13 protein-coding genes are annotated in these 19,023 nt (G+C 73.3%); 8 read left to right on the top strand and 5 right to left on the bottom strand.

All coding sequences use genetic code 11. From position 1 onward, the window contains the following. The first annotated feature begins 1 nt into the window (after nucleotide 1). Nucleotides 2–2,059 (top strand): VWA domain-containing protein, encoded by a 2,058-nt coding sequence (locus tag WMF28_RS02775; protein ID WP_437600477.1) that lies wholly within the window; start codon nucleotides 2–4, stop codon nucleotides 2,057–2,059. Nucleotides 2,060–2,469: 410 nt separating this feature from the next. Here WMF28_RS02775 and WMF28_RS02770 read toward each other — a convergent pair whose 3' ends face one another. Then, complete coding sequence (locus WMF28_RS02770) at nucleotides 2,470–3,666, bottom strand: serine/threonine-protein kinase (RefSeq protein ID WP_437600476.1); 1,197 nt, start codon at nucleotides 3,664–3,666, stop codon at nucleotides 2,470–2,472. Nucleotides 3,667–3,999: 333 nt separating this feature from the next. Here WMF28_RS02770 and WMF28_RS02765 point away from each other — a divergent pair, with 333 nt between their 5' ends. Next, nucleotides 4,000–7,134, top strand: a complete 3,135-nt coding sequence (locus WMF28_RS02765) for a VWA domain-containing protein (protein WP_437600475.1) — start codon at nucleotides 4,000–4,002, stop codon at nucleotides 7,132–7,134. A 51-nt stretch (nucleotides 7,135–7,185) separates the two neighbouring features. Here the strand turns inward: WMF28_RS02765 and WMF28_RS02760 are convergent, their stop codons facing one another. Both WMF28_RS02760 and WMF28_RS02755 read right to left on the bottom strand, forming a co-directional pair. Continuing rightward, entirely contained in the window at nucleotides 7,186–9,639 is a 2,454-nt protein-coding gene (locus WMF28_RS02760; protein ID WP_437600474.1) for a family 43 glycosylhydrolase, read from the bottom strand. A gap of 351 nt (nucleotides 9,640–9,990) precedes the next feature. Beyond that, on the bottom strand, nucleotides 9,991–11,385 hold the full coding sequence (locus WMF28_RS02755; protein WP_437600473.1) for a styrene monooxygenase/indole monooxygenase family protein: 1,395 nt from the start codon (nucleotides 11,383–11,385) through the stop codon (nucleotides 9,991–9,993). Between the two features lie 611 nt (nucleotides 11,386–11,996). Between WMF28_RS02755 and WMF28_RS02750 the strand changes: the two genes are divergently transcribed. Genes WMF28_RS02750 through pyrE form a run of 4 tightly spaced genes read left to right on the top strand, consistent with a single transcriptional unit; the run spans nucleotide 11,997 to nucleotide 14,080 of the window. Further along, nucleotides 11,997–12,422, top strand: a complete 426-nt coding sequence (locus WMF28_RS02750; RefSeq protein WP_437600472.1) for a bactofilin family protein — start codon at nucleotides 11,997–11,999, stop codon at nucleotides 12,420–12,422. A 54-nt stretch (nucleotides 12,423–12,476) separates the two neighbouring features. Continuing rightward, nucleotides 12,477–12,791 carry a bactofilin family protein gene (locus WMF28_RS02745; protein WP_272097558.1) on the top strand — a complete coding sequence of 105 codons (315 nt, stop codon included), beginning with the start codon at nucleotides 12,477–12,479 and terminating at the stop codon, nucleotides 12,789–12,791. A gap of 3 nt (nucleotides 12,792–12,794) precedes the next feature. After that, nucleotides 12,795–13,505 (top strand): bactofilin family protein, encoded by a 711-nt coding sequence (locus WMF28_RS02740; RefSeq protein WP_437600471.1) that lies wholly within the window; start codon nucleotides 12,795–12,797, stop codon nucleotides 13,503–13,505. Next, the gene (gene pyrE / locus WMF28_RS02735) at nucleotides 13,502–14,080 is read left to right on the top strand and encodes an orotate phosphoribosyltransferase (RefSeq protein ID WP_437600470.1); all 579 of its coding nucleotides are present in this window, start codon (nucleotides 13,502–13,504) and stop codon (nucleotides 14,078–14,080) included. Before WMF28_RS02740 ends, pyrE begins: the two co-directional genes overlap by 4 nt. Before the next feature lie 58 nt (nucleotides 14,081–14,138). Here pyrE and glyQ read toward each other — a convergent pair whose 3' ends face one another. Next, nucleotides 14,139–15,086: a glycine--tRNA ligase subunit alpha gene (glyQ, locus tag WMF28_RS02730; RefSeq protein ID WP_437600469.1), complete on the bottom strand. Its 948-nt coding sequence runs from the start codon at nucleotides 15,084–15,086 to the stop codon at nucleotides 14,139–14,141. Nucleotides 15,087–15,333: 247 nt separating this feature from the next. On the opposite strand from glyQ, the gene WMF28_RS02725 reads away from it, so the two are divergent. Next, nucleotides 15,334–15,891, top strand: coding sequence for a MarR family winged helix-turn-helix transcriptional regulator (locus tag WMF28_RS02725; protein WP_437600468.1), 558 nt, complete (start codon nucleotides 15,334–15,336; stop codon nucleotides 15,889–15,891). A 1-nt stretch (nucleotide 15,892) separates the two neighbouring features. Then, entirely contained in the window at nucleotides 15,893–17,791 is a 1,899-nt protein-coding gene (locus tag WMF28_RS02720) for a chloride channel protein (protein WP_437600467.1), read from the top strand. Here WMF28_RS02720 and WMF28_RS02715 read toward each other — a convergent pair. Next, nucleotides 17,788–19,002 (bottom strand): pyridoxal-phosphate-dependent aminotransferase family protein, encoded by a 1,215-nt coding sequence (locus WMF28_RS02715; protein ID WP_437600466.1) that lies wholly within the window; start codon nucleotides 19,000–19,002, stop codon nucleotides 17,788–17,790. The genes WMF28_RS02720 and WMF28_RS02715 overlap by 4 nt on opposite strands. Between the last annotated feature and the right edge of the window lie 21 nt (nucleotides 19,003–19,023).

Here is a 19,023-nt window from a genome sequence, read left to right as displayed (position 1 = left end):
CGTGGCCGCGCCGCTCGCCCAGGCCTCCGCGGGGGCTCCGCTCGCGCTGCTCTCGCCCGGCGGCCTCTGGCTGCTCGCGCTGCTCGGGCCGCTCGTGCTCCTTTACATCCTCAAGATCAAGCGGAGCCGCCGCCGCGTCCCCTCGACGTGGCTCTGGGCCGCCGCGCAGCGCGACCTCATGGCGCGCGCGCCCTTCAGGAAGCTCATCGCCCAGCTGCCGCTCGTCCTGCAGGCGCTCGCCCTCGCGCTCCTCGCGCTCGCCCTCGCCCGCCCCGCCTCGCGCGGGCGCGAGCTCACCGGCGATCACGTGGCGATCATCCTCGACGCGAGCGCCTCGATGTCCGCGGCCGCGCGGGGACCGTCCGGCGAGCCGACGACGCGCATCGAGCTCGCCAAGCAGGTCGCCAGGGACCTCCTCGCCGGCCTCGCCCCGGGCAGCGACGCGCTGATCCTCGAGGCGGGGCGCGACGCGCGCCTCGTCGCGGCGCTCGATCGCGATCTCGTGCGGCTCAGGGCGGCGATCGATCCGATCGCCGCGCGCGACGTCGAGGGCGACCTCGGCGCCGCGGTCGCCCTCGGGGTGGACCGGCTCCGGCAGCTCGGCGGCGCCCGCCGGGTCGTCGTGATCACCGACGGCAACCTGGCCCGCCCCGGCTCGCTGCGCGGGGTGTCGGTCCCGCTCGAGGTCATCACCGTCGGCGACCCGGTGGACAACGCGGCCATCGTCCGCGTCGACGTGCGCTCCGGGAGCGAGGGTGCGGGCGCGAGCGGCGCGGCCGGCGCGAACGGCGGGCGGCCGGAGGGACGCGAGGAGGTGCAGGCCTTCCTCGTTGTCGCGAACTTCGGGGCGCAGCCGCGCGACGTCTACGTGACGATGCGGCAGGACAGCGCCCTGGACGTGCTCAGCTCGCGGCGTGTGCTGGTGAAGCCGGGCGAGCGCCTGCCGGTCGTGCTCACGTTCCGGCCGTCGCCCGGCGACTACCGCAAGGGGCTCGTCTTCGAGCTCTCGCCGCCCGACGCCATGCCGCTCGACGACGTCGCCTACGGCCGCGTGCCGGCCGGCGACAGGCTCCCGGTGTTCCTCGCGTCGGGCGGCGCGGGTCGAGGCGACGAGGGCCGGGGCGGGCAGCCGGCGGCGGCCTCCGGCGGCTCTGCGTGGCTCGAGCGGGCGCTCGCGTCCGACCCGATGACCTCGGTCACCTCGGGCGGGCTCGCGGATCTCCTGGGGGCGCCCGGGCTCGATCCCGACACGTTCGTGGTGATCGACGGCGCCTGCCCGCCCGACCCGCCGGGCGGCGATCTGCTGATCGTGAACCCGCCGCCCGGGCGCTGCTTCGGCACGCTCGTCGGGCAGACGCTCGAGCGCCCCGCCCTCACGTCGTGGGACACGGCCGATCCGCGGCTGCGCTTCCTCACGCTGGACGGCGTGCACCTCCGCGCCGCCTCGTCCCTCGCGCCGGACGGGGCGGCGCAGGCGCTCATCCGCGCCCAGGAGGGCACGATCGCGACCGACATCTCCACCTCGTCGCGGACCGGCACGCTGCTCGGCTTCGACGTGGGCGAGAGCGACTGGCCGCTCAAGGCGTCGTTCGTGCTCTTCGTGCGCAACCTGCTCGAGCAGGCGCGGGCCCACCGCGCCCATGGCATCACCGGCCCGGCGCGCACCGGCGAGCCGCTGCGGGTGAGCGTCCCGGCGACCGCGCGGGATCTCCAGGCCACCGGCCCTGCCGGCGAGCGGCTCGAGGTCGCGCAGCGCGCCGGCATCGCGGTGATCGCCGAGACGCCGCGCGCCGGCCTCTACCGCCTCGCCTGGCAGGGACCGCAGGCCGGGTCGGTCGTCATGCCGGCCAACCTCACGAGCGTCGCCGAGAGCGATCTTGCGCCGAGGCCGCTCGTCGCGGAGGGCGGCGGCGAGGTCGCGGTCTCCAGCGCGGCGGGCGAGCCGGACGCCCACGTCGAGTGGACCTGGCTCGTCGCCCTCGCGGCGCTGGCCTTCGTGGTCGTCGACGTCTGGTATTTCACGCGCGCGCCGCGGCCGCTGGGTGGTGGCCCGATTTGAACATGAAGGCGGGAAGGCGGGAAGAAAAGATCAATGATCTTCCCGCCTTCCCGCCTTCATGTGAACTCTCTCCGGGCAGATGTGAGCACCACCCACGGGGGGTCCGAGGCGAAAAGGGCGCCTGACCGGGGGGCCACGGGGGGTCCGAGGCGAAAAGGGCAGCCGTGGAGCCCTTCAGGGGAACCGTGGAGCGGTTCGGGGCAGCGAAGAGGCGGTTCGGGGCAGCGAAGAGGCGGTTCGGGGCAGCGAGGAGGCGGTTCGGGGCAGCTATGACGCGGTTCGGGGCAGCTATGACGCGGTGACCTCGAGCGACGCGGGATTACGAGGTTCATGCGCGACCTGCGCGAGCCTACACCGCCGCGGGCTCCGGGGCCGGGGCTTCCCGACCGCTCAGCGGCGCGTCCTCGTCCTCAGTGGCAAACCGCCTGCTCGGCAGGCGACCGCCCCCGGTGCAGCCGGTGCCCCCGGCGGCGCGACGACCACCGGCGGCTCGGCCGGGCCCGCTCTTCCACCCAGGAAAGGCGTGGCGCCATGCCACAGCTCACGGGCGCGCAGGTCTCTTCCCGCGGGAGCCACTCCCCCTCGAGCGACACGCCCCGCACATCCTCCCGGATGCCCCGCGACCAGAGCCACGCGGCGAGCGCCTCGCCGAGCTCGCGCATGCTCGACCAGCGCGAGGCCGGCTCCTTCTGCAGCCCGCGCTCCAGGATCGCCCAGAGATCCGCGTCGAGGCCGCGCGTATCGACCAGGGACGGCACCGCGTCCTGCAGGACCGCGCGCAGGCCGTCCAGCGCGTTCCTCGACGAGAACGGCGGGCGGCCCGAGAGCAGCTCGTACAGCATCGCGCAGAACGACCAGATGTCGGCGCGGCCATCGAGGTCGGGGGCGGCGAGCACCTGCTCCGGCGGCATGTAGTCCGGGGTCCCGAAGACATCGAAGCTCCCCGACGCCTGGCTCTCCTCGCGCTCGAAGACGAGCTTCGCGACGCCGAAATCGACGACCTTCGGCTGCAGCCGGCCGCCGCCGCGGCGCACGAGCATCACGTTGTCCGGCTTGAGATCGCGGTGGACGACGCCCTTCTCGTGCACCGCATGCATCGCGCCCGCCACCGGCAACAGCAGCGCGATCGCCCGCTCCGGCGTCATCCTCCCCTCGCGCGACAGCACGCTCTTCAGCGACTCGCCCTCGATGAGCTCCATCACCAGGTAGGGATCGCCCTTGGCGTCCTCACCGAGGTCGAACATCCGGACGATCTCCGCATGATTCAGCCGGCCGGCGGCGCGCGCCTCGCGGAGGAAGTACTCGGCCAGCTCCGCCGACCGGAGCTCGGGCCGCATCAGCTTGATCGCGACCTCGGATCCGAGCACGACGTGGGTCGCGACCCAGACCGTGCCCATCGCGCCCTCGCCGAGCTTGCGGACCAGCCGGTACTTGCCCGCGACGAGATCCCCCTCCTGGTAGTGCACGCTGCACCGGGGCTCGCCGAACCCCTCGTCGAGGTCCCATGAGCCGTCGTCCGAGCTGCTCCAGGCGTCCGTGATCTCGATGCGCGACATGATCTCTCCTGCCCCCTGCTGCGCGGCCTCGCCGCCCGTACCCGCGCTCAAGCAGACAGCGTGCCATCTTGGACAAACATGGAAATGGGGACAGGAGGGCCAAAATGCCGCCTGTTTTCCGCTCCAAACCGACAGGGGCGCCGCACGGCTGCCTCGATGGGGCACTCGGCCACACCCCGCCGAAGCGGCCCCCCCGGAGCGCCGCAAAGATGATTTACTGCCGCTCCACCGCATGCGGATCGAACGGAGGCCTCCCTGATCCCGGCGGCCGCGCTGCGCGCCCTGCCCTACGCCGCCACGCTGGCCGGCGCGCTCCTCTTCGCCGCGCTGCTCCGCCTCGCCCTCCGACGCGGCGCGCTCCGCCGCCCGATCCTGCTCGCCTGGATGATCGCAGGCGCGCTTCCGGCGCTCCACGTGGCCCTGGTCTGGTGCGGGCTGCTCGCGGACGCCCATCTCCGGCTCGCGCGGCCCTGGGGCGCGCTGCTCGCGGCGGGCGCCACGTCGTTCATCGCGCTCCGGTACCTCGGGCTCGCGCTCGCCTCGGCGCGCGCCCGCAGGCAGGGGGCGTGGCGCGCGCGGCTCGGTGACCTCCTCACCCCCTTCGCGGCGTTCGCGGCGGCCATGGCCGTGGCCGGGCCCGAGATTGGCCGGCCGCTCGACCGGCTCACCGTCCTGCTCGCGATCGATCGCAGCCGCTCGATCGACCTCGTGCCGCGCGCCGACCAGCGCGTCGCGCAGGAGCTCTCCGTCGCCGAGCTCGGCATGCGCGAGGACGACCGGATCGCCACCATCGTCTTCGCCGCCAGCGCGGCGACCGAGGATCCGCCGCGCCCGCGCTCGCAGCTCCCCGCCCCGCAGCGGGTCGCGCTCGGCCGCGACGGGACCGACCTCGCCGCGGGCATCCGCCGCGCCCTCGCCGAGGTGCCGCCCGACTCCGCGGCGCGCGTCGTGCTGCTCACCGACGGGGTCGCCACCCGCGGCGACACGATGGCCGCGGCCGCGGCCGCCGTCGCCGCCGGCCTGCCGATCGACGTGCTCCCGCTGGAGCAGCGGCGGGTCCCCGACATCCGCGTGGTCGCCCTCCGCGCGCCCGCGCGGGCCGACGAGGGCGAGGCGCTCGATCTGCGGCTCGTCACGTCGTCGCCGTCCCTGGCCGAGGTCGAGATCCGCCTGCGCCGCGACGGCGAGCTCATCGCCCGCGCCGACGCCTCGATCGCCGCGGGGGAGGACGTGCTGCGCATCCGCGAGAAGGCGCCGGGGCCGGGGCTGCACCGCTACGACGTCGAGATCACCGCGAAGGATCCGAGGCTCGACGAGGCCGCCGAGGACAACGCGGGGAGCGCGTTCCTGCGCGTGCGCGGGGCCGCGGCCGCGCTCGTGCTCGAGGGCGACGCCGGGCAGGGCGCGTTCGTCGCGCGGGCGCTCGCGGACGGCGCGTTCCGGGTGGACGAGGGAGATCTGAGCCGCGTCCCGGCCGATCTCGGGACGCTCGCCGGCTACGACGTGGTGGTGCTCAGCGACATCCGCGCGGCGGACCTGTCGCCGGGCCAGATCGACGCGCTCGCGAGCTACGTCCGCGACCTCGGCGGCGGCCTGCTCCTGATGGGCGGCGATCGGAGCATGGGGCCGGGCGGCTACGCGCGGACGCCGCTCGAGGAGGTCTCCCCCGTCTCGTTCGATCTGAAGCAGGAGCGCCGCCGGGCGAGCCTGGCCGAGGTGATCGGCATCGACATCTCCGGCTCGATGGCGGCGACCGCCGGCGCCCACACGAAGCTCGAGCTCGCCAACGAGGCCGCGTCCCGGTCGGCGTCGCTGCTCGGCCCCGGCGACCGGCTCGGCGTCGCGCACGTCGACACGGCGGTGCAGTGGAGCGTGCCGCTCGGGCCGGTCGCGGACAAGGCCGCGATCGACAGGGCAATCCGCGCCGTGGGCCCGGGCGGCGGCGGGATCTTCGTCGACATCACGCTCGAGGCGGCCTACCGCGCGCTCGACCGGGACGGCTCGAACCTGAAGCACGTGCTGCTCTTCGCCGACGGGTCGGACGCGGAGAACATGGGGCCTTGCCGCGCGATGGTGGAGGCGGCGATGCGCCGCGGGATCACGACGAGCGTCGTGGCGCTGGGCCAGGGCGGCGACGTGCCGGAGCTGGAGACGCTGTCGCGCCTCGGCGGCGGCCGCTTCTACCTCGTCGAGGACGCCGGGCGGCTGCCCGCGGTGTTCACGCAGGAGACCATCCTCGCGGCGAGGAGCGCGATCGTGGAGGAGCCGTTCCACGTGGCGCTGGGCGCGCCGTCGTCGATCACGGCCGGCGTGCCGTTCGGCGAGGCGCCGCCGCTCGCGGGCTACGTGGTGACGGTCCCCAAGAGCCGGGCGACGGTGCTGCTGTCCGGGCCGGAGGGGGATCCGGTGCTCGCTGTGTGGTCGGCGGGGCTCGGCCGGGCCGCGGCGTTCACGAGCGATCTCAAGGGCCGCTGGGGGGCGGCGTGGACGCGCTGGCCCGGCGCGGCGCGGATGATCGCGCAGGCGGCGCGCGACGTGACGCGCAAGGCGGAGGATCCGCGCGTGCGCCTCGAGGCCGACGCGTCGGGCGGCGAGCTGTCGGTGCGGGCGAGCGTGATCGGCGACGACGGGCGGGCGCAGTCGTTCCGCCGGCTTGTCGTGCACGTGGCGGGGCCCGACGGCTTCGCGCGCGAGCTCCCGCTCGAGGCGACGGGCGCGGGGGCGTACATGGCGACGCTGCCGCTGTCGCGGCCGGGGACGTACGTGGCGGTGGCCCGGGACGAGCTCACGGGGGAGGCCGTCGGGACCACGGGGGCGGCGATGACGGCCGGCGAGGAGCTGCGCCCGACGGGCAGCGATCTGTCGCTGCTCGGGCGGATCGCGGAGTTCACCGGGGGCAAGCGGCGCGACACGCTCGCGGGGATCTTCGACGACCGGGCGTCGAAGCGCTTCGCGTACCGGGACGCGACGCCGGGGCTGGTCGGCTTCGCCGCGCTCGCGCTGCTGTTCGCGGTGGCGGCGCGGCGGCTCGCGCTGCCGGAGGCGGCGGGGGCGTGGGCCGCGCGGGCGGGAGAGCGGCTGCGGGCGAGGCGGTGGGGAGCCGCGGCGGAGGCGGCCGGCGCGGGGGAGACGGTGGGGGCGCTGCTGTCGGCGCGGGAGCGGGGGCGCGGGCGGCGCGAGGGCACGCAGGCGGGACCCGCGCTGCGGGATGACGGCCGCGGCGGGGGCGAGGGCCGCGGCGGGGGCGAGGGCCGCGGCGGGGGCGGGCCGACGTGGACGGCGCCCCCGCCGAGGCCGGCGCAGACGGGATGGGGGGCGCCGCCCGAGGGGCCCGTGCAGCCGGGGTCGCCGGCGCAGCAGGCAGCCGCGCGGCCGGAGCAGCGCGGAGCGGCCGGAGCGCCGGCGGCGGGGCGAAGCACGCACGGGACAGCGGCCCCCGCAGGCCGCGAGGCGGCGCGCGAGGAGCGGCCGCTCAGCGCGGCGGAGAAGATCCTGGCGCGTCGCCGCGGGCGCCCGTGACATGGCCTGTCGGCCGCTCATCACGGGCTCGGGGACGAAAAAACCGACAGGTCACATGGCCGGCACGAAGCGCAGCGACGCGAGGCGCAGCAGCTCGCCCGTGCCGCCCGTCACCTTCAAGTAGACCTCGTGGGTGCCAGCGGTGGGCTTCACGTCGCACGTGGTGGTCACCCACTCCTCCCAGCCGCCGGTGCCGGGGATGTTGCACGTGCCGATCGCCGAGCCACCGGCCAGCGGATCGATCCAGACCTCGACGGCGCCGCCTTGCCCGGCGCTCGCGGCCTTCAGCTCGATGGCCTTCGAGCTCACTCCGCCGCTGCCGAGGTCGACGCTGCCATACATGGCCCAGTCGCCGTTCTCCAGCTCGCCCAGCACCGATCCCGCCGACTCGCTCGACACGACGCCGGCGCCGGACTCCTGGTCCGCCTCCGCGGCCGGGATCGGGGTGAGACCGTCGCGGTAAACGAACAGGTCGAAGTCGGCGCTCTTGTTGGTCGCGAACATGCCAGCCTGGTTGCCAATCCAGGTGTGGGCCATGGCATAGAAGTGGTCGAGCGTGGAGAGGTCGATCTCGGCGCCTACCTGGGTCCAGTCGACGCCATCGGAGCTGAACCAGCCCGTGGCCATGTGGCCGGCGCGGACCAGCTTCAGCCAGACCGTCGCGCCGGAGGGGGCCGGGACCGATGCGCCCACCACGACCGGCTCGGCGAGCTCGGTGTACGCTCCCCCCTCTTCGCTCGGGGGCATCACCGAGCGCGAGCGGAAGGAGAACCGGATCTTGTCGGCGTTGTCCTCCATGACCCGCGCCACGGAGGCCTCCATGATGGCGGGAAGCATGAACTTCTCGTCGCTGGCCATCCACGTCGGGGCAGAGAGCACCTGCTCGTCCTGCCAGTAGCCGTTGCCCAGCCGGACGCCGGCCGCGTCGCCGTCGGCCTCGGGCGTGAACTCCATCTTCACGATCATGGTGCTCGAACGCAGCGCGTCCTTCTGCACCACCCACGTGGTCTCTTCAGCACCCGGCTTGATCCGCAGCCACTCCGGGCGGTCCGTCACCGAGTACCTGTCCTCCGACCGGCCGTAGGAGGTCCAGGCAGGTCCGATCTTGTCCGACGAGAACTCGTCGTTCACGGGCAGCAGGAAGGGCACGTCGCTCCGCGGCAGCTCGGGCGCCGGCAGATCGCGCACCTGGGTCGCGAACCGCGGGACCGGGATGGTCTGCCCGCCCACTTCCTGCTCGACCCAGTCCATCGACAGGAGCAGCCCTTCGCGGCCCAGCCCCATCCATTCGCCGTTCTTCCAGTCCTGGGTACCCACCTCGCTGCAGTCGTACGAGTGAGCAAAGGCCCACCAGGTGCCATCCTCGAGCTCGAGCGGAGCCGTGATGTGCTGCACGCCAGCGTACGGCTCCTCGCCGGTCAGGACATAGCCGAGCCACGTCCAGTCCTCGGAGGTGCTGCCGGCCAGCTTCTTCGAAGCCCAGGCGTGCAGCTGCCCGCCGCAGGCCGTGTGGGTCGACACGAAGTAGTAGTACCACTCGCCGCGCTTGGCCATGGTCGGCCCCTCGGCCCACTTGCTCCAGTCAGGATCGGTGAAGTCCCCGCAGCCGCCGGTCTCCTGGTCCCAGTTGATGAAGCTCAGATCGATTGTCGACTCCGGCACCAGCATCCCGGTGGCAGGATCGATCTCCGTGGCCAGGTTGATGCCAAAGTCGTTGGGATTGTCTGCGTCCCATTTGCACAGTCCATTCTTGATGAGCATGTACGTCTTGCCGCTGTCCGGGTCGATGAACACGGAGTTGTCGGAGCCGGTCCCTCGTTCGTACGAGGTCTCGCTGCCGGGCGGCGTGTAGGGGAAGACGTCGACCTTGGTGGGCTCTGACCATGGGCCCGCGAGGCTCGGCGCCGAAGAGAAGTGCTGGGTGGCCCCGATGGAGTAGTAGACCCGGTACACATCATCGGCCTTGGTGATGAAGCCGCCCCAGGTGCCCTGGCCAGGGCCCGTCTGCTCGTCCAGCGCGGTCGCGGTGGAATTGACCACCCGGGTCACGCGCTCCCAGCGCACGAGATCCGTCGAGCGCAGGATCTCGAAGGCCGGCATCATGTGGAAGGTGGACCCGACCAGGTAGAAAGCGTCGCCTTCCCGGTAGATGTTCAGGTCCGGGTGATCCCCGGGTAGGACGGGGTTCTGGTAGGTCGTGGGCTCGAAGGCCGCGCCGAACGTGGCCGTCAGCGTCTTGTCCGCGTCCAGGGAGATGGTCACGGGGTTGTCCAGCCCGGCGCCGGCGCCACTCCATCCCAGGAAGTTGCGGCCCGCGGCGGGCGTCGCGCTCACGGTCACCCAGGTGCCAGACGGGTACGTGTAGGTTCCAGGCGCGGGATCGGTCGTGCCCTCGCCGCCGGTCTCGATGGTGAGCGTGTAGCTCGAATCGCCGCTCTCTCCGCACGCCGCGACAAGAGACCCGATCAGGAGAATCGCCATGACAGGCGCGCTGCATCGTTTCATCGTCTGCTCCTCACCGGCGCCGTGCCGGCGCCATGGTTGTCCCTCGGGTATCGGCAGCGACCGTCCGAACCTCGAAGACCGTCACCCGGTAATAATCCGCCAGCGCCACATGTGAGCGCTAACACGACCTGCAAGATGCTCACTTGCACTCCTCACGTCGCGCGTCAAACGGTTTATATCGCCCTGATAGATACCGTCGAGAAGCACGACGTGTAGACGTGTAGATGGGGGTTCAATCGGAGGTCGCTCGACGCGCGTTGCCCCACCGTCACGGAGCCGGTCGTGATCGGAGGAATCCCCTCAGCATGACGACCCCGGTCGTGGGCAAAGCCGAAGCGGCCGGGGTGGGCGTTACGCGCTCGCTCCCCCGGCGTGCTCCGGCGCTCTCGGGTGCCCGGGCGGGAGCCCGAGGCGCTGCCGCACCTGCGCGAGGCCGACGCCGACGCCGCCGGCGGCGAGCGCGAGCGGCCAGGGCTTTCCGGTCGTCTGCTGGATGAACGCGCGCACCCGCCCCACGTCCTCGAGGACCGGCGTCAGCTGAGCCGGATCGTCGAAGTTGTTCACGAAGGCGTTCGCGAGCGCCTGCTGCCGGCTCGCGTTGTCCGCCCGCCCGTCACTGCCGTACTGCGCGAAGAGGAGGTGGAAGATCCCTGCCGACGCTCCCGAGAGGAGGAGGTTGTTGAACCGGTCGGAGGGCCCGCCGTGCCGCGCATAGAAGCGATCGAAGGTGCGCGTCATCCATTCGGCGTCGAAGGGGCGGTCGCCGTGCTGCACGATGCACTCGACCAGGTTGCGCGCCATCTTGTTGCCGCTGTTGGCCCCCTGGCCGCCGATCGGATCGAGCGACATCGCCGTGTCGCCCAGCGACGTCACGATCCGCCCGGAGGGCAGCCGCCCGACGGGCTTGCGCACCGCCGGGACGACCCGCCCTTTCTGCCATCCATGCTTGTCCGACAGCTCGGCTGTCCTGAACCACTCATGGTCCCAGGGGATGAGCTCCTTCACCAGCTCCTTCGTGATCGCGAGGATCTCTTCTCCCGACGTCGCGCCCTGGAACCGGTCCATCGGCCCTCCGGGGATCGCCTCGACGATGCAGCTCCAGCTCGGTCCCACGTCCTTGTGGTGGTAAGGCACCCAGAACGCCTCCCCGAGGCCCCCGAACAGGTTGAACTTGACCGGGATCAGCGGGATGCCGTCGAACCCGAGCTTCGGTCCCGTCACGCAGATCATGACGAGGTTGCGCTGCGCCTCGGTGTGGACGCTGCGCCCCGCGTCGCGCTCGAACAGGCTGCACAGGTCGCCTCGTCCAGCGGCGACGATGGTGAGATCGCTCTCCGCCGCGATCGCGTCGAGCCGCGGGACCGTGACGGGCTCGATGACGATCTTGCCTCCCCGTTGCTCCAGCTCGAGCATCCACCGGTGGCTCTGGAGCCGCAGGTCGATCGCCATGAACGGCCGCTCCAGGCGGCCTGCCAGCGTCAACAGGCGGTTGCCCGGGGCGGGGCACGCGGTCAGCTGAATGCCCCGGCCCGGGGGCGCGGCGTCCTCCCAGAAGGCCAGGCCGAGCTCGCGCTCGAACTCGAGCGCCCTGTCGAACCGGGCTGCGCTTCCGGTCGGCTTCGATTCGTTCAGCCACTGCTCTGGCGTGCGATCCGAATAGAGAGTCACATCGTAGCCGGCCTTCACGAGGGCGTGCGCCGCGAGCAGGCCAGCCTGTCCAGATCCCACGATAGCCATCTTCCGCATGAGCACCCCTCGGATTGTGTTGGTCGGCGATCGCCTCACGACGACGCGCGCTGAGCCGTCCAAGTCGGTTCGCCGCCAGGGCACCGGGGGCGTCGCGAGCAAGGGAAGCCCAGTCAAGAGAGACCGTATCACCTCGACCAGGAGCGCCGGAAGCCTCCCGCGAGATGCCCGACGACCGCGTCATGGTCCGCTCCACCGGAGAGAGCCCTCGGGGGGAGGGGGTGTCGCGCGGGGGGCCGAGGGGCAGGGCCCCACGAACCCGAGCGCCGGCCCGCGTCGCAGCGAGTCGCTCATGGACTTGGCACCTCCGTGCAGGAGGCAATTGCCACCACGAGGCGCGAGTTCGTGGGAGGGGGCCCCTCGACCCCCCGCGCGACACCCCCTCCCCCCGAGGGCTCCCCTGCAGCGCGCGGAGGCCGCCCCGCACCGAGGCCGCCCTGCGAGGCCACCCCCCACCGAGGCCGCCCGCCGGTTGCGAGGCGCAGCGCCTTGGAGTAGCGTCCGCGCCGCCGCAGGGCCGGGCGATGTCGCTCGCCCAGCTCCAGCGGACGAGCCGGGCATCAGGTGCGCGCCCCGGCTCGCGCGGCCCCCACCGCGCACTGGAGACGAGAATGGCCCGAGGCTCGACAACCACGCACCGCGAATCGGACGCCGCCGAATCGCTCATCGGAAGGGGCGCCCGCATCCGCGGGCGCGTCCACGGCGACGGCTCGCTCCGGGTCGAGGGGAGCGTCGAGGGGAACATCCAGCTGGCCGGCGATCTCGAGATCGAGGACGGAGCGTCGGTCACCGGCGACGTCGAGGCGAGCTCGCTCGTCGTCTCCGGACAGCTCACGGGCGACGTGACGTCGCGCGGCCCCGTCACCATCCGGGCGACCGCGCAGTACGCCGGGAACGTGGGCGGCAGCGAGGTGATCCTCGAGGAAGGCGCGGCGTTCGCCGGCCGCATCGAGGCGGAGTTCGACCTGCCGGCCGAGCTCTCGGAGCGGACCGGCGGGCGCGCACAGAGCCCCCGACGCGAATCGGCGGGGCGGTAGCGCGCGTTGACGGACGGAAAATCGCGCCGCCAAGGCGCGACGAGGAGCACGAACGTGGCGGGTACGATCATCGGAAACGGGCTCACGATCGAGGGCGAGATCACCTCCGACGAGGAGGTGATCGTCGCCGGGACGGTGCGCGGAAAGCTCACCGTCGAGGGGCCGCTGACCATCGACGCAGGGGCGCTGGTCGAAGCGGACATCGGGGCGGCGTCGCTCCAGGTGGGCGGCAACGTGACCGGCAACGTCACGGCAGCCGACCGCGTGGACCTCCTCGCGGGCGGTCGCCTCGTCGGCGACGTGAAAGCGTCGCGGCTGACCATCGCGGACGGAGCCTCGTTCAAGGGCAACGTCGACATGGACGTGTAGCCGATGGCCGCCCAGTCCTCGATCGGGCCGACGACGGCCATCCGCGGCAACGTTCAGGGCGACGGGGATCTCGAGATCCTCGGCCACGTCGAGGGGAGCGTCGTCATGACCGGCGACGTCACCATCGGCGAAGGCGCGCTCATCCAGAGCGACGTCCGGGGGCGGCGCGTGGTCGTCCGCGGCTCGGTCGCCGGGAACATCTCCGGCGAGGAGGCCGTGATCCTCGAGCCCGGCGCGCGCGTCGTCGGCGACCTCGGCGCGCCGCAGATCGGCATCCAGGCCGGCGCGCTGGTGCGCGGCAACGTCACCACCGGCGCGCCGCTCGCCGCGGCGCCCGCCCCGGTCCGGGCCGCCGCCGCTGCGGTTGCGCCGCGCGCAGCGGCCGCGCCTGCGGCTGCGCGGCCGGCGCGGGCCGCGGCGGAGCAGCGCGCGCCGGCGCCGGCCGCGCGGCCTGCGGCCCGCCCCGCGCCGGCGCCTGCGCGCCCCGCGCCTGCGCCCCGCCCCGCGCCGGTCGAGGCGAGGCCCGCGCCTGCGCCCGAGCCGCGCCTCGCGGCGGTGCACGACGACGAGGAGGCCGACCTGTCGGCCTCGGCCGCCGGCGAGGGCGACGAGCCCGACGCGGCGGAGAGCGCCGGCGGGCCGCCGCCGCCCGTCGTCCCCGCGCTCCGGAAGGGGGCCGCGAAGGCGTCGCTCCGCAAGCGGGGCGGGCGGTGAGCGTTGCCGGCGCCTCGGAGCGGGAGCGGCTCGTCGCGCTGCTGCGCGAGCGTTCGTTCGAGCAGAAGCGCGTCGTCCTCGCGTCCGGTCGCGAGAGCGACTTCTTCATCGACTGCAAGCAGTCGGTGCTGACGGCCGAGGGCCACGCCCTCGTCGGCTCGCTGATGTTCGAGGCGCTCGACGCGCTCCCCCGGTGCGAGGCGGTCGCCGGCGTCGAGCTCGGCGGGTGCCCCCTCGCGAGCGCGGTGTCGCTCACGAGCTTCCTGCGCGGCCGCCCCCTCCCCGCGCTGTACGTGCGCAAGGACGTCAAGGACCACGGCTCGCGCCGCCTCGTCGAGGGGGATCGCGGGCTCGTGCCCGGGATGCCCGTCGCGATCCTCGAGGACGTGATCACGACGGGCGGCTCGACGCTGAAGGCGGTCGAGAAGCTGCGCACCGCGGGCGCCTCGGTGGTCGGCGTGATCGCCCTCGTCGACCGCCTCGAGGGCGGCGCCGACGCCATCCGCGCCGCGGGGCTGCCGCTCGTCGCGCTCTGCACGCGCCGCGACTTCCTCCCGGACAGCCCGCTCGCCTGAGGCGGACGGCCGCCCGGCGGGGCGGCGCGCTGCTGCGCCGCCTCCGCGCCGCCGCGCGCTACTCCGCCGCCTTCGCCTGCGGCTCGCCGAGGAGCGGATAGCCGAGCGCCTCGCGCTGCGCGAGGTACGTCTCCGCGACCGCCCGCGCGAGCGCGCGGACCCGGCCGATGAAGCGCTGCCGCTCGGTCACGCTGATGGCGCCCCGCGCGTCGAGCACGTTGAAGCGGTGCGCCGCCTTCACGACGAAATCGTAGGCGGGGAGCACGAGCGCCTTCTTCGGATCGATCGCCGCCCCCTTCGCCGCCGGATCCGCGCCCCGGTAGAGGAGCCGCTTCACCTCGGCCTCGCACACGTCGAACGCCGCGAAGTGCTCGGGGATGTCGGCCTCCTCGAAGTTGTAGGTCGACCACTCCCACTCCGCGCGCTGGTAGAGATCCCCGTAGCGCACGACCTCGCCGCCTCTGTCCGAGTAGACGACGTCGTAGATGCTGTCCTTGTCCTGCAGGTACATCGCGATCCGCTCGAGGCCGTACGTGAGCTCGCCCGAGACGGGGCGGCAGTCGATCCCGCCGATCTGCTGGAAGTAGGTGAACTGCGAGATCTCGAGCCCATCGATCCACACCTGCCAGCCAAGCCCCCACGCCCCGAGGGTCGGCGACTCCCAGTCGTCCTCGAGGAACCGGACGTCGTGATCGAGCGGGTTCGTGCCGATCGCGCGCAGCGACTCCAGGTAGAGGTCCTGGATATCGATCGGGCTCGGCTTGAGGATCACCTGGAACTGGTGAAACTGCTGCATACGGTTCGGGTTCTCCCCGTAACGACCGTCCGCGGGCCGCCGGGAAGGCTCGACGAACGCCACATTCCAGGGCTCGGGGCCGAGCGCGCGCAGGAACGTCGCCGGGTTGAAGGTGCCAGCGCCGACCTCCGAGTTGTACGGCTGCACGATGAGACAGCCACGATCGGCCCAGAACTTCTGCAGGGTGAGAATGAGGTCTTGAAAGGTCATGGTGGGAGGGCCGGTTCTTAGCCTGGATCGCCCGCGCAGGCGACGCCCCGCGAAGGATCCCCCGCGCGGTCCGCCCGATGGGCGGTCTTCCACGTGGGCGCGCGCCGCGCGCCGCACGCCCACGTGGAAGACCGCCTCGGCCGCCCTCCCCGGCGTACCCCGTCGAGGACGGCCCCGCCTCGGCCCCCGCTGACCCCGCGCGCCGCTTGCGCTCGGTCGACGCGCGGCGTAGCTTCCCGCGCAATATATGGGCTCCCATGCATCTCCACCAGCGCGGCGGAAGGCCGCCGAGCAGCAGGCCCCCGGCGGGCCGGACGCGCAGCGGGTCATGGACGCGATCCGCGCCATCGTGCAGCGCCTGCGCGTCTCCTCGCGCGCGTGCGAGCGGCGTCTCGGCCTGAGCAGCGCGCAGCTGTTCGTGCTGCAGCAGCTCGACCAGGCGGCCGCCGCGTCGGTCGCCGAGCTCGCGCGGCGCACGCTCACCCACCAGAGCTCGGTCTCGGTCGTGGTGACGCGCCTCGCCGAGCGCGGGCTGGTCACCCGGCGCCCCTCGCCGGAGGACGCGCGCCGGACCGAGATCTCGCTCACCCCTGCCGGTCGCGCGCTGCTCCGCCGCGCGCCGCGCACCGTGCAGGCCGAGCTCGTCTCCGCCGTGGACCGCCTGCCGGAAGACGAGCGCCGCGGGCTCGCGCAGAGCCTCACCACCCTCGCCCGCGCGCTCGGCGCCGGCGACGAGGCCCCGCCCCTGTTCTTCGAGGGCGAAGAAGCCCTCGCCGCCGCCGCCCGAGACGAGAGCGAGAGCTGACATGTCGAGCGTGAACCCCCCCCACACCGCGGCCGCCGAGAGCATCCCGGTCGCCCCCTCGATGGGCCCGGCCCTCGAGGTCCTCCACGTCCCCGCCCCCAGGGCCGCCGTCGACCGGCGCGTCGTCCTCGTGAGCGGCCTCGCGATCGCGATCGCCGGCGTCGCTTTCCTCGCGGCGGAGCTGCTCACCGCGCTCATCGCCGTCATCACGAACCTCGCGTTCTTCGGCCGGCTGTCCGCCGCGCCCGCGTCGCCCGCCGAGCACCAGGTGGGCGCGCTCGTGCTCGTCGTGCCGATCGCCGGCGCGCTCGTCGTCGGCGTGATGGCGCGCTACGGCTCCCAGGCGATCCGCGGCCACGGGATCCCGGAGGCGATGGAGCAGGTGCTCTTCAACCAGAGCCGCATCCCGCCGCGGATGACGCTGCTCAAGCCGCTCTCCGCGGCGATCGCGATCGGCACAGGCGGGCCGTTCGGCGCGGAGGGGCCCATCATCGCGACAGGCGGTGCGCTCGGCTCGCTCGTCGGGCAACTGCTCCGGACCACCGCGGACGAGCGCAAGACGCTGCTCGCCGCGGGCGCGGCGGCGGGCATGTCAGCGACCTTCGGGAGCCCGGTGGCGGCCGTGCTGCTCGCGATCGAGCTCCTGCTCTTCGAGTACCGCCCGCGCTCGGTGATCCCCGTCGCCTTCGCCGCCGCCACGGCCGCCGCGGCGCGCCTGGCCGCGGGCCAGACCGCGCCGGCGTTCGAGATGGCGGCCGTGGCGCCCTCGACCGGCCCCGCGCTCGCCTTCTACATCGCGCTCGGCGCGGCGCTCGGCGTCGCGGCGATGGGCGCGACCCGCGCGATCTACGCGATCGAGGAGGCGTTCGAGCGGCTGCCCCTCCACTGGATGTGGTGGCCGGCGATCGGCGCCGTCGCGATCGGCGCGGTGGGCTACGTCGCGCCGCAGACGCTCGGCGTGGGGTACGACAACATCGACGACATCCTGAGCGGCCACCTCGCGCTCGCCGCGCTCGTGTCGCTCTCGGTGCTGAAGTTCGTCTCCTGGTCGATCGCGCTCGGCAGCGGCACCTCGGGCGGGACGCTCGCGCCGCTCTTCACCATCGGCGGCGGGCTCGGCGCGATCCTCGGCCTCTCCGCCGCCGCGCTCTTCCCCTGGCTCGGCGTGGACGCGCGCGTCGCCGCGCTCGTCGGGATGGCGGCGATCTTCGCGGGCGCCTCCCGGGCGCTCCTCGCCTCGGTCGTCTTCGCGTTCGAGACGACCCGGCAGCCGATGGGGCTGCTGCCGCTGCTCGGCGGCTGCAGCGCGGCGTTCCTCGTCTCGAGCCTGCTGATGCGGCACTCCATCATGACCGAGAAGCTCGCCCGCCGCGGCGCGCGCGTGATGGTCGAGTACGCGGCCGATCACCTGGCGCAGATCACCGTGCGCGACGCCGGCTCCCGCCCCGCCGTGACGCTCGCCGCCGACGACACGGTCGAGGCGGCCCGCGCCTTTCTGCTGTCGCAGGCGGAAGGCTCGCGCCACCAGGGCTTCCCGGTCGTGGACCGCGGAGGGGAGCTCGTCGGCGTGGTCACCCAGCGCGATGTGCTCACCGAGCAGCCCGGCGCGCTCGCGATCCGCGACCTCATCCGGCGGCCGCCCGCCGTGGTGTTCGACGATAGCTCCCTCCGCGAGGCCGCCGATCACATGGTCACCGAGGGCGTGGGGAGGCTCCCTGTCGTGTCCCGGCAGGCGCCCCGCAAGGTGCTCGGGATGCTGACGCGCAGCGACCTGCTCGACGCGCACCGGAGCCGGATCGAGGCCGCGCAGCGCCGCGAGCCGGCGCTCACAGCCGCGACCCATGGCGAAAGCCAGGTGATCCCTCCCCGGACTGCCGGTGGCGCAGGCGGGCGGAGCTAGTCGACGAAGTACTTGCGATCGCCCGCGAGCCCCTGCTCGAGCGCGGCCATGCCCTCGGAGACGTCGAGCTTCACGCCCTCGCGCTGGAAGCTCATGCCCATGGCGTAGAGCGTCTTGAACAGGTTGTGCGAGCGGCACTGCTCGCCCATCTGGCCGACGCGCACGATGTTCAGGCCGAAGGCGCCCGAGATCTCGACGCGGAAGGCCTTGGTCATGTACTCGCGGATCCGGGCGCTGTCGGCGCCGGCCGGCAGCTTGATGGCGAGCACGCTGTTGAGGCGCACGTCCTTCGAAGCGAACAGCTCGAGCCCCATCGCCTCGAGGCCCGCCTGCATCGCCAGGGAGCTCATCTCGTGGCGGCGGAACCGCCGCTCGAGCGTCTCCTCGCAGACGAGGCGCAGCGCCTCGTGCAGCGCGAGCACGCCGGGCACCGGCGCGGTGTAGTGGTACTGCTGGTAGCCCCAGAACCGCTGCGCGCGCGTGGCGTCGTAGCACCAGTGCGGGCGCGGCGAGGGGCGCTCCTCGACGACCTTCCACGCGTCCTGCGAGAACGCACAGGCCGACACGCCCGGGATCGACGACAGCGCCTTCTGGCCGCCGACGATGCCGACGTCGATGCCCCACTCGTCCATGTGCACCGGCATGGCCGTGAGCGTGACCACCGCGTCGACGATCGTGAGGGCGCCCTGCGCCTTCGCGAGCTTGCAGATCTCCGGCAGCTCCACCATGCGGACGCCGCAGGACGTCTCGCCGTGCGCCATCGTGACCACGTCGTAGCGCTGCTTCTTCATCGCCTCGCGCACATCCGCGAGCGTCACGGGCCGGCCGGGCGGCCCCTCGAGGAAGGTCACGTCGGCGCCGACGCCGAGCGCCATCTCGCCGAGGCGCCCGCTGAACGTCCCCACCTTCAGGCAGAGGACCTTGCGCCCGGGCCAGCACAGGTTCGAGACGGCCATCTCCATCGCCGCGGACGCGGGCCCGGCAATGCCGATGATCTTGTCGCTGCGCGTCTGGAACGCGTAGGCCGCCATGTACTTCACGTTCTGGATGACGCGGTCCATGGTGGGGCCGAGGTGATTGATGATGACCCCGTTCGCCTGGGCGACCGCCTGCGGGATGGGCACCGGACCGGCGCCCATGAGGAGCAACGGCTCGGATGGCAGGATCGCGGCGAGGGGCGTGATCGGCGGGGGCAGAATGGAGAACGACATGGCAGGACCTTGGGCGGGAGC

Origin of the sequence: Sorangium sp. So ce590 (genome assembly GCF_051521365.1) — a bacterium.
In the GTDB taxonomy this organism is placed as follows: domain Bacteria; phylum Myxococcota_A; class Polyangia; order Polyangiales; family Polyangiaceae; genus Sorangium.
This window is presented reverse-complemented; position numbering and strand designations above follow the sequence as displayed.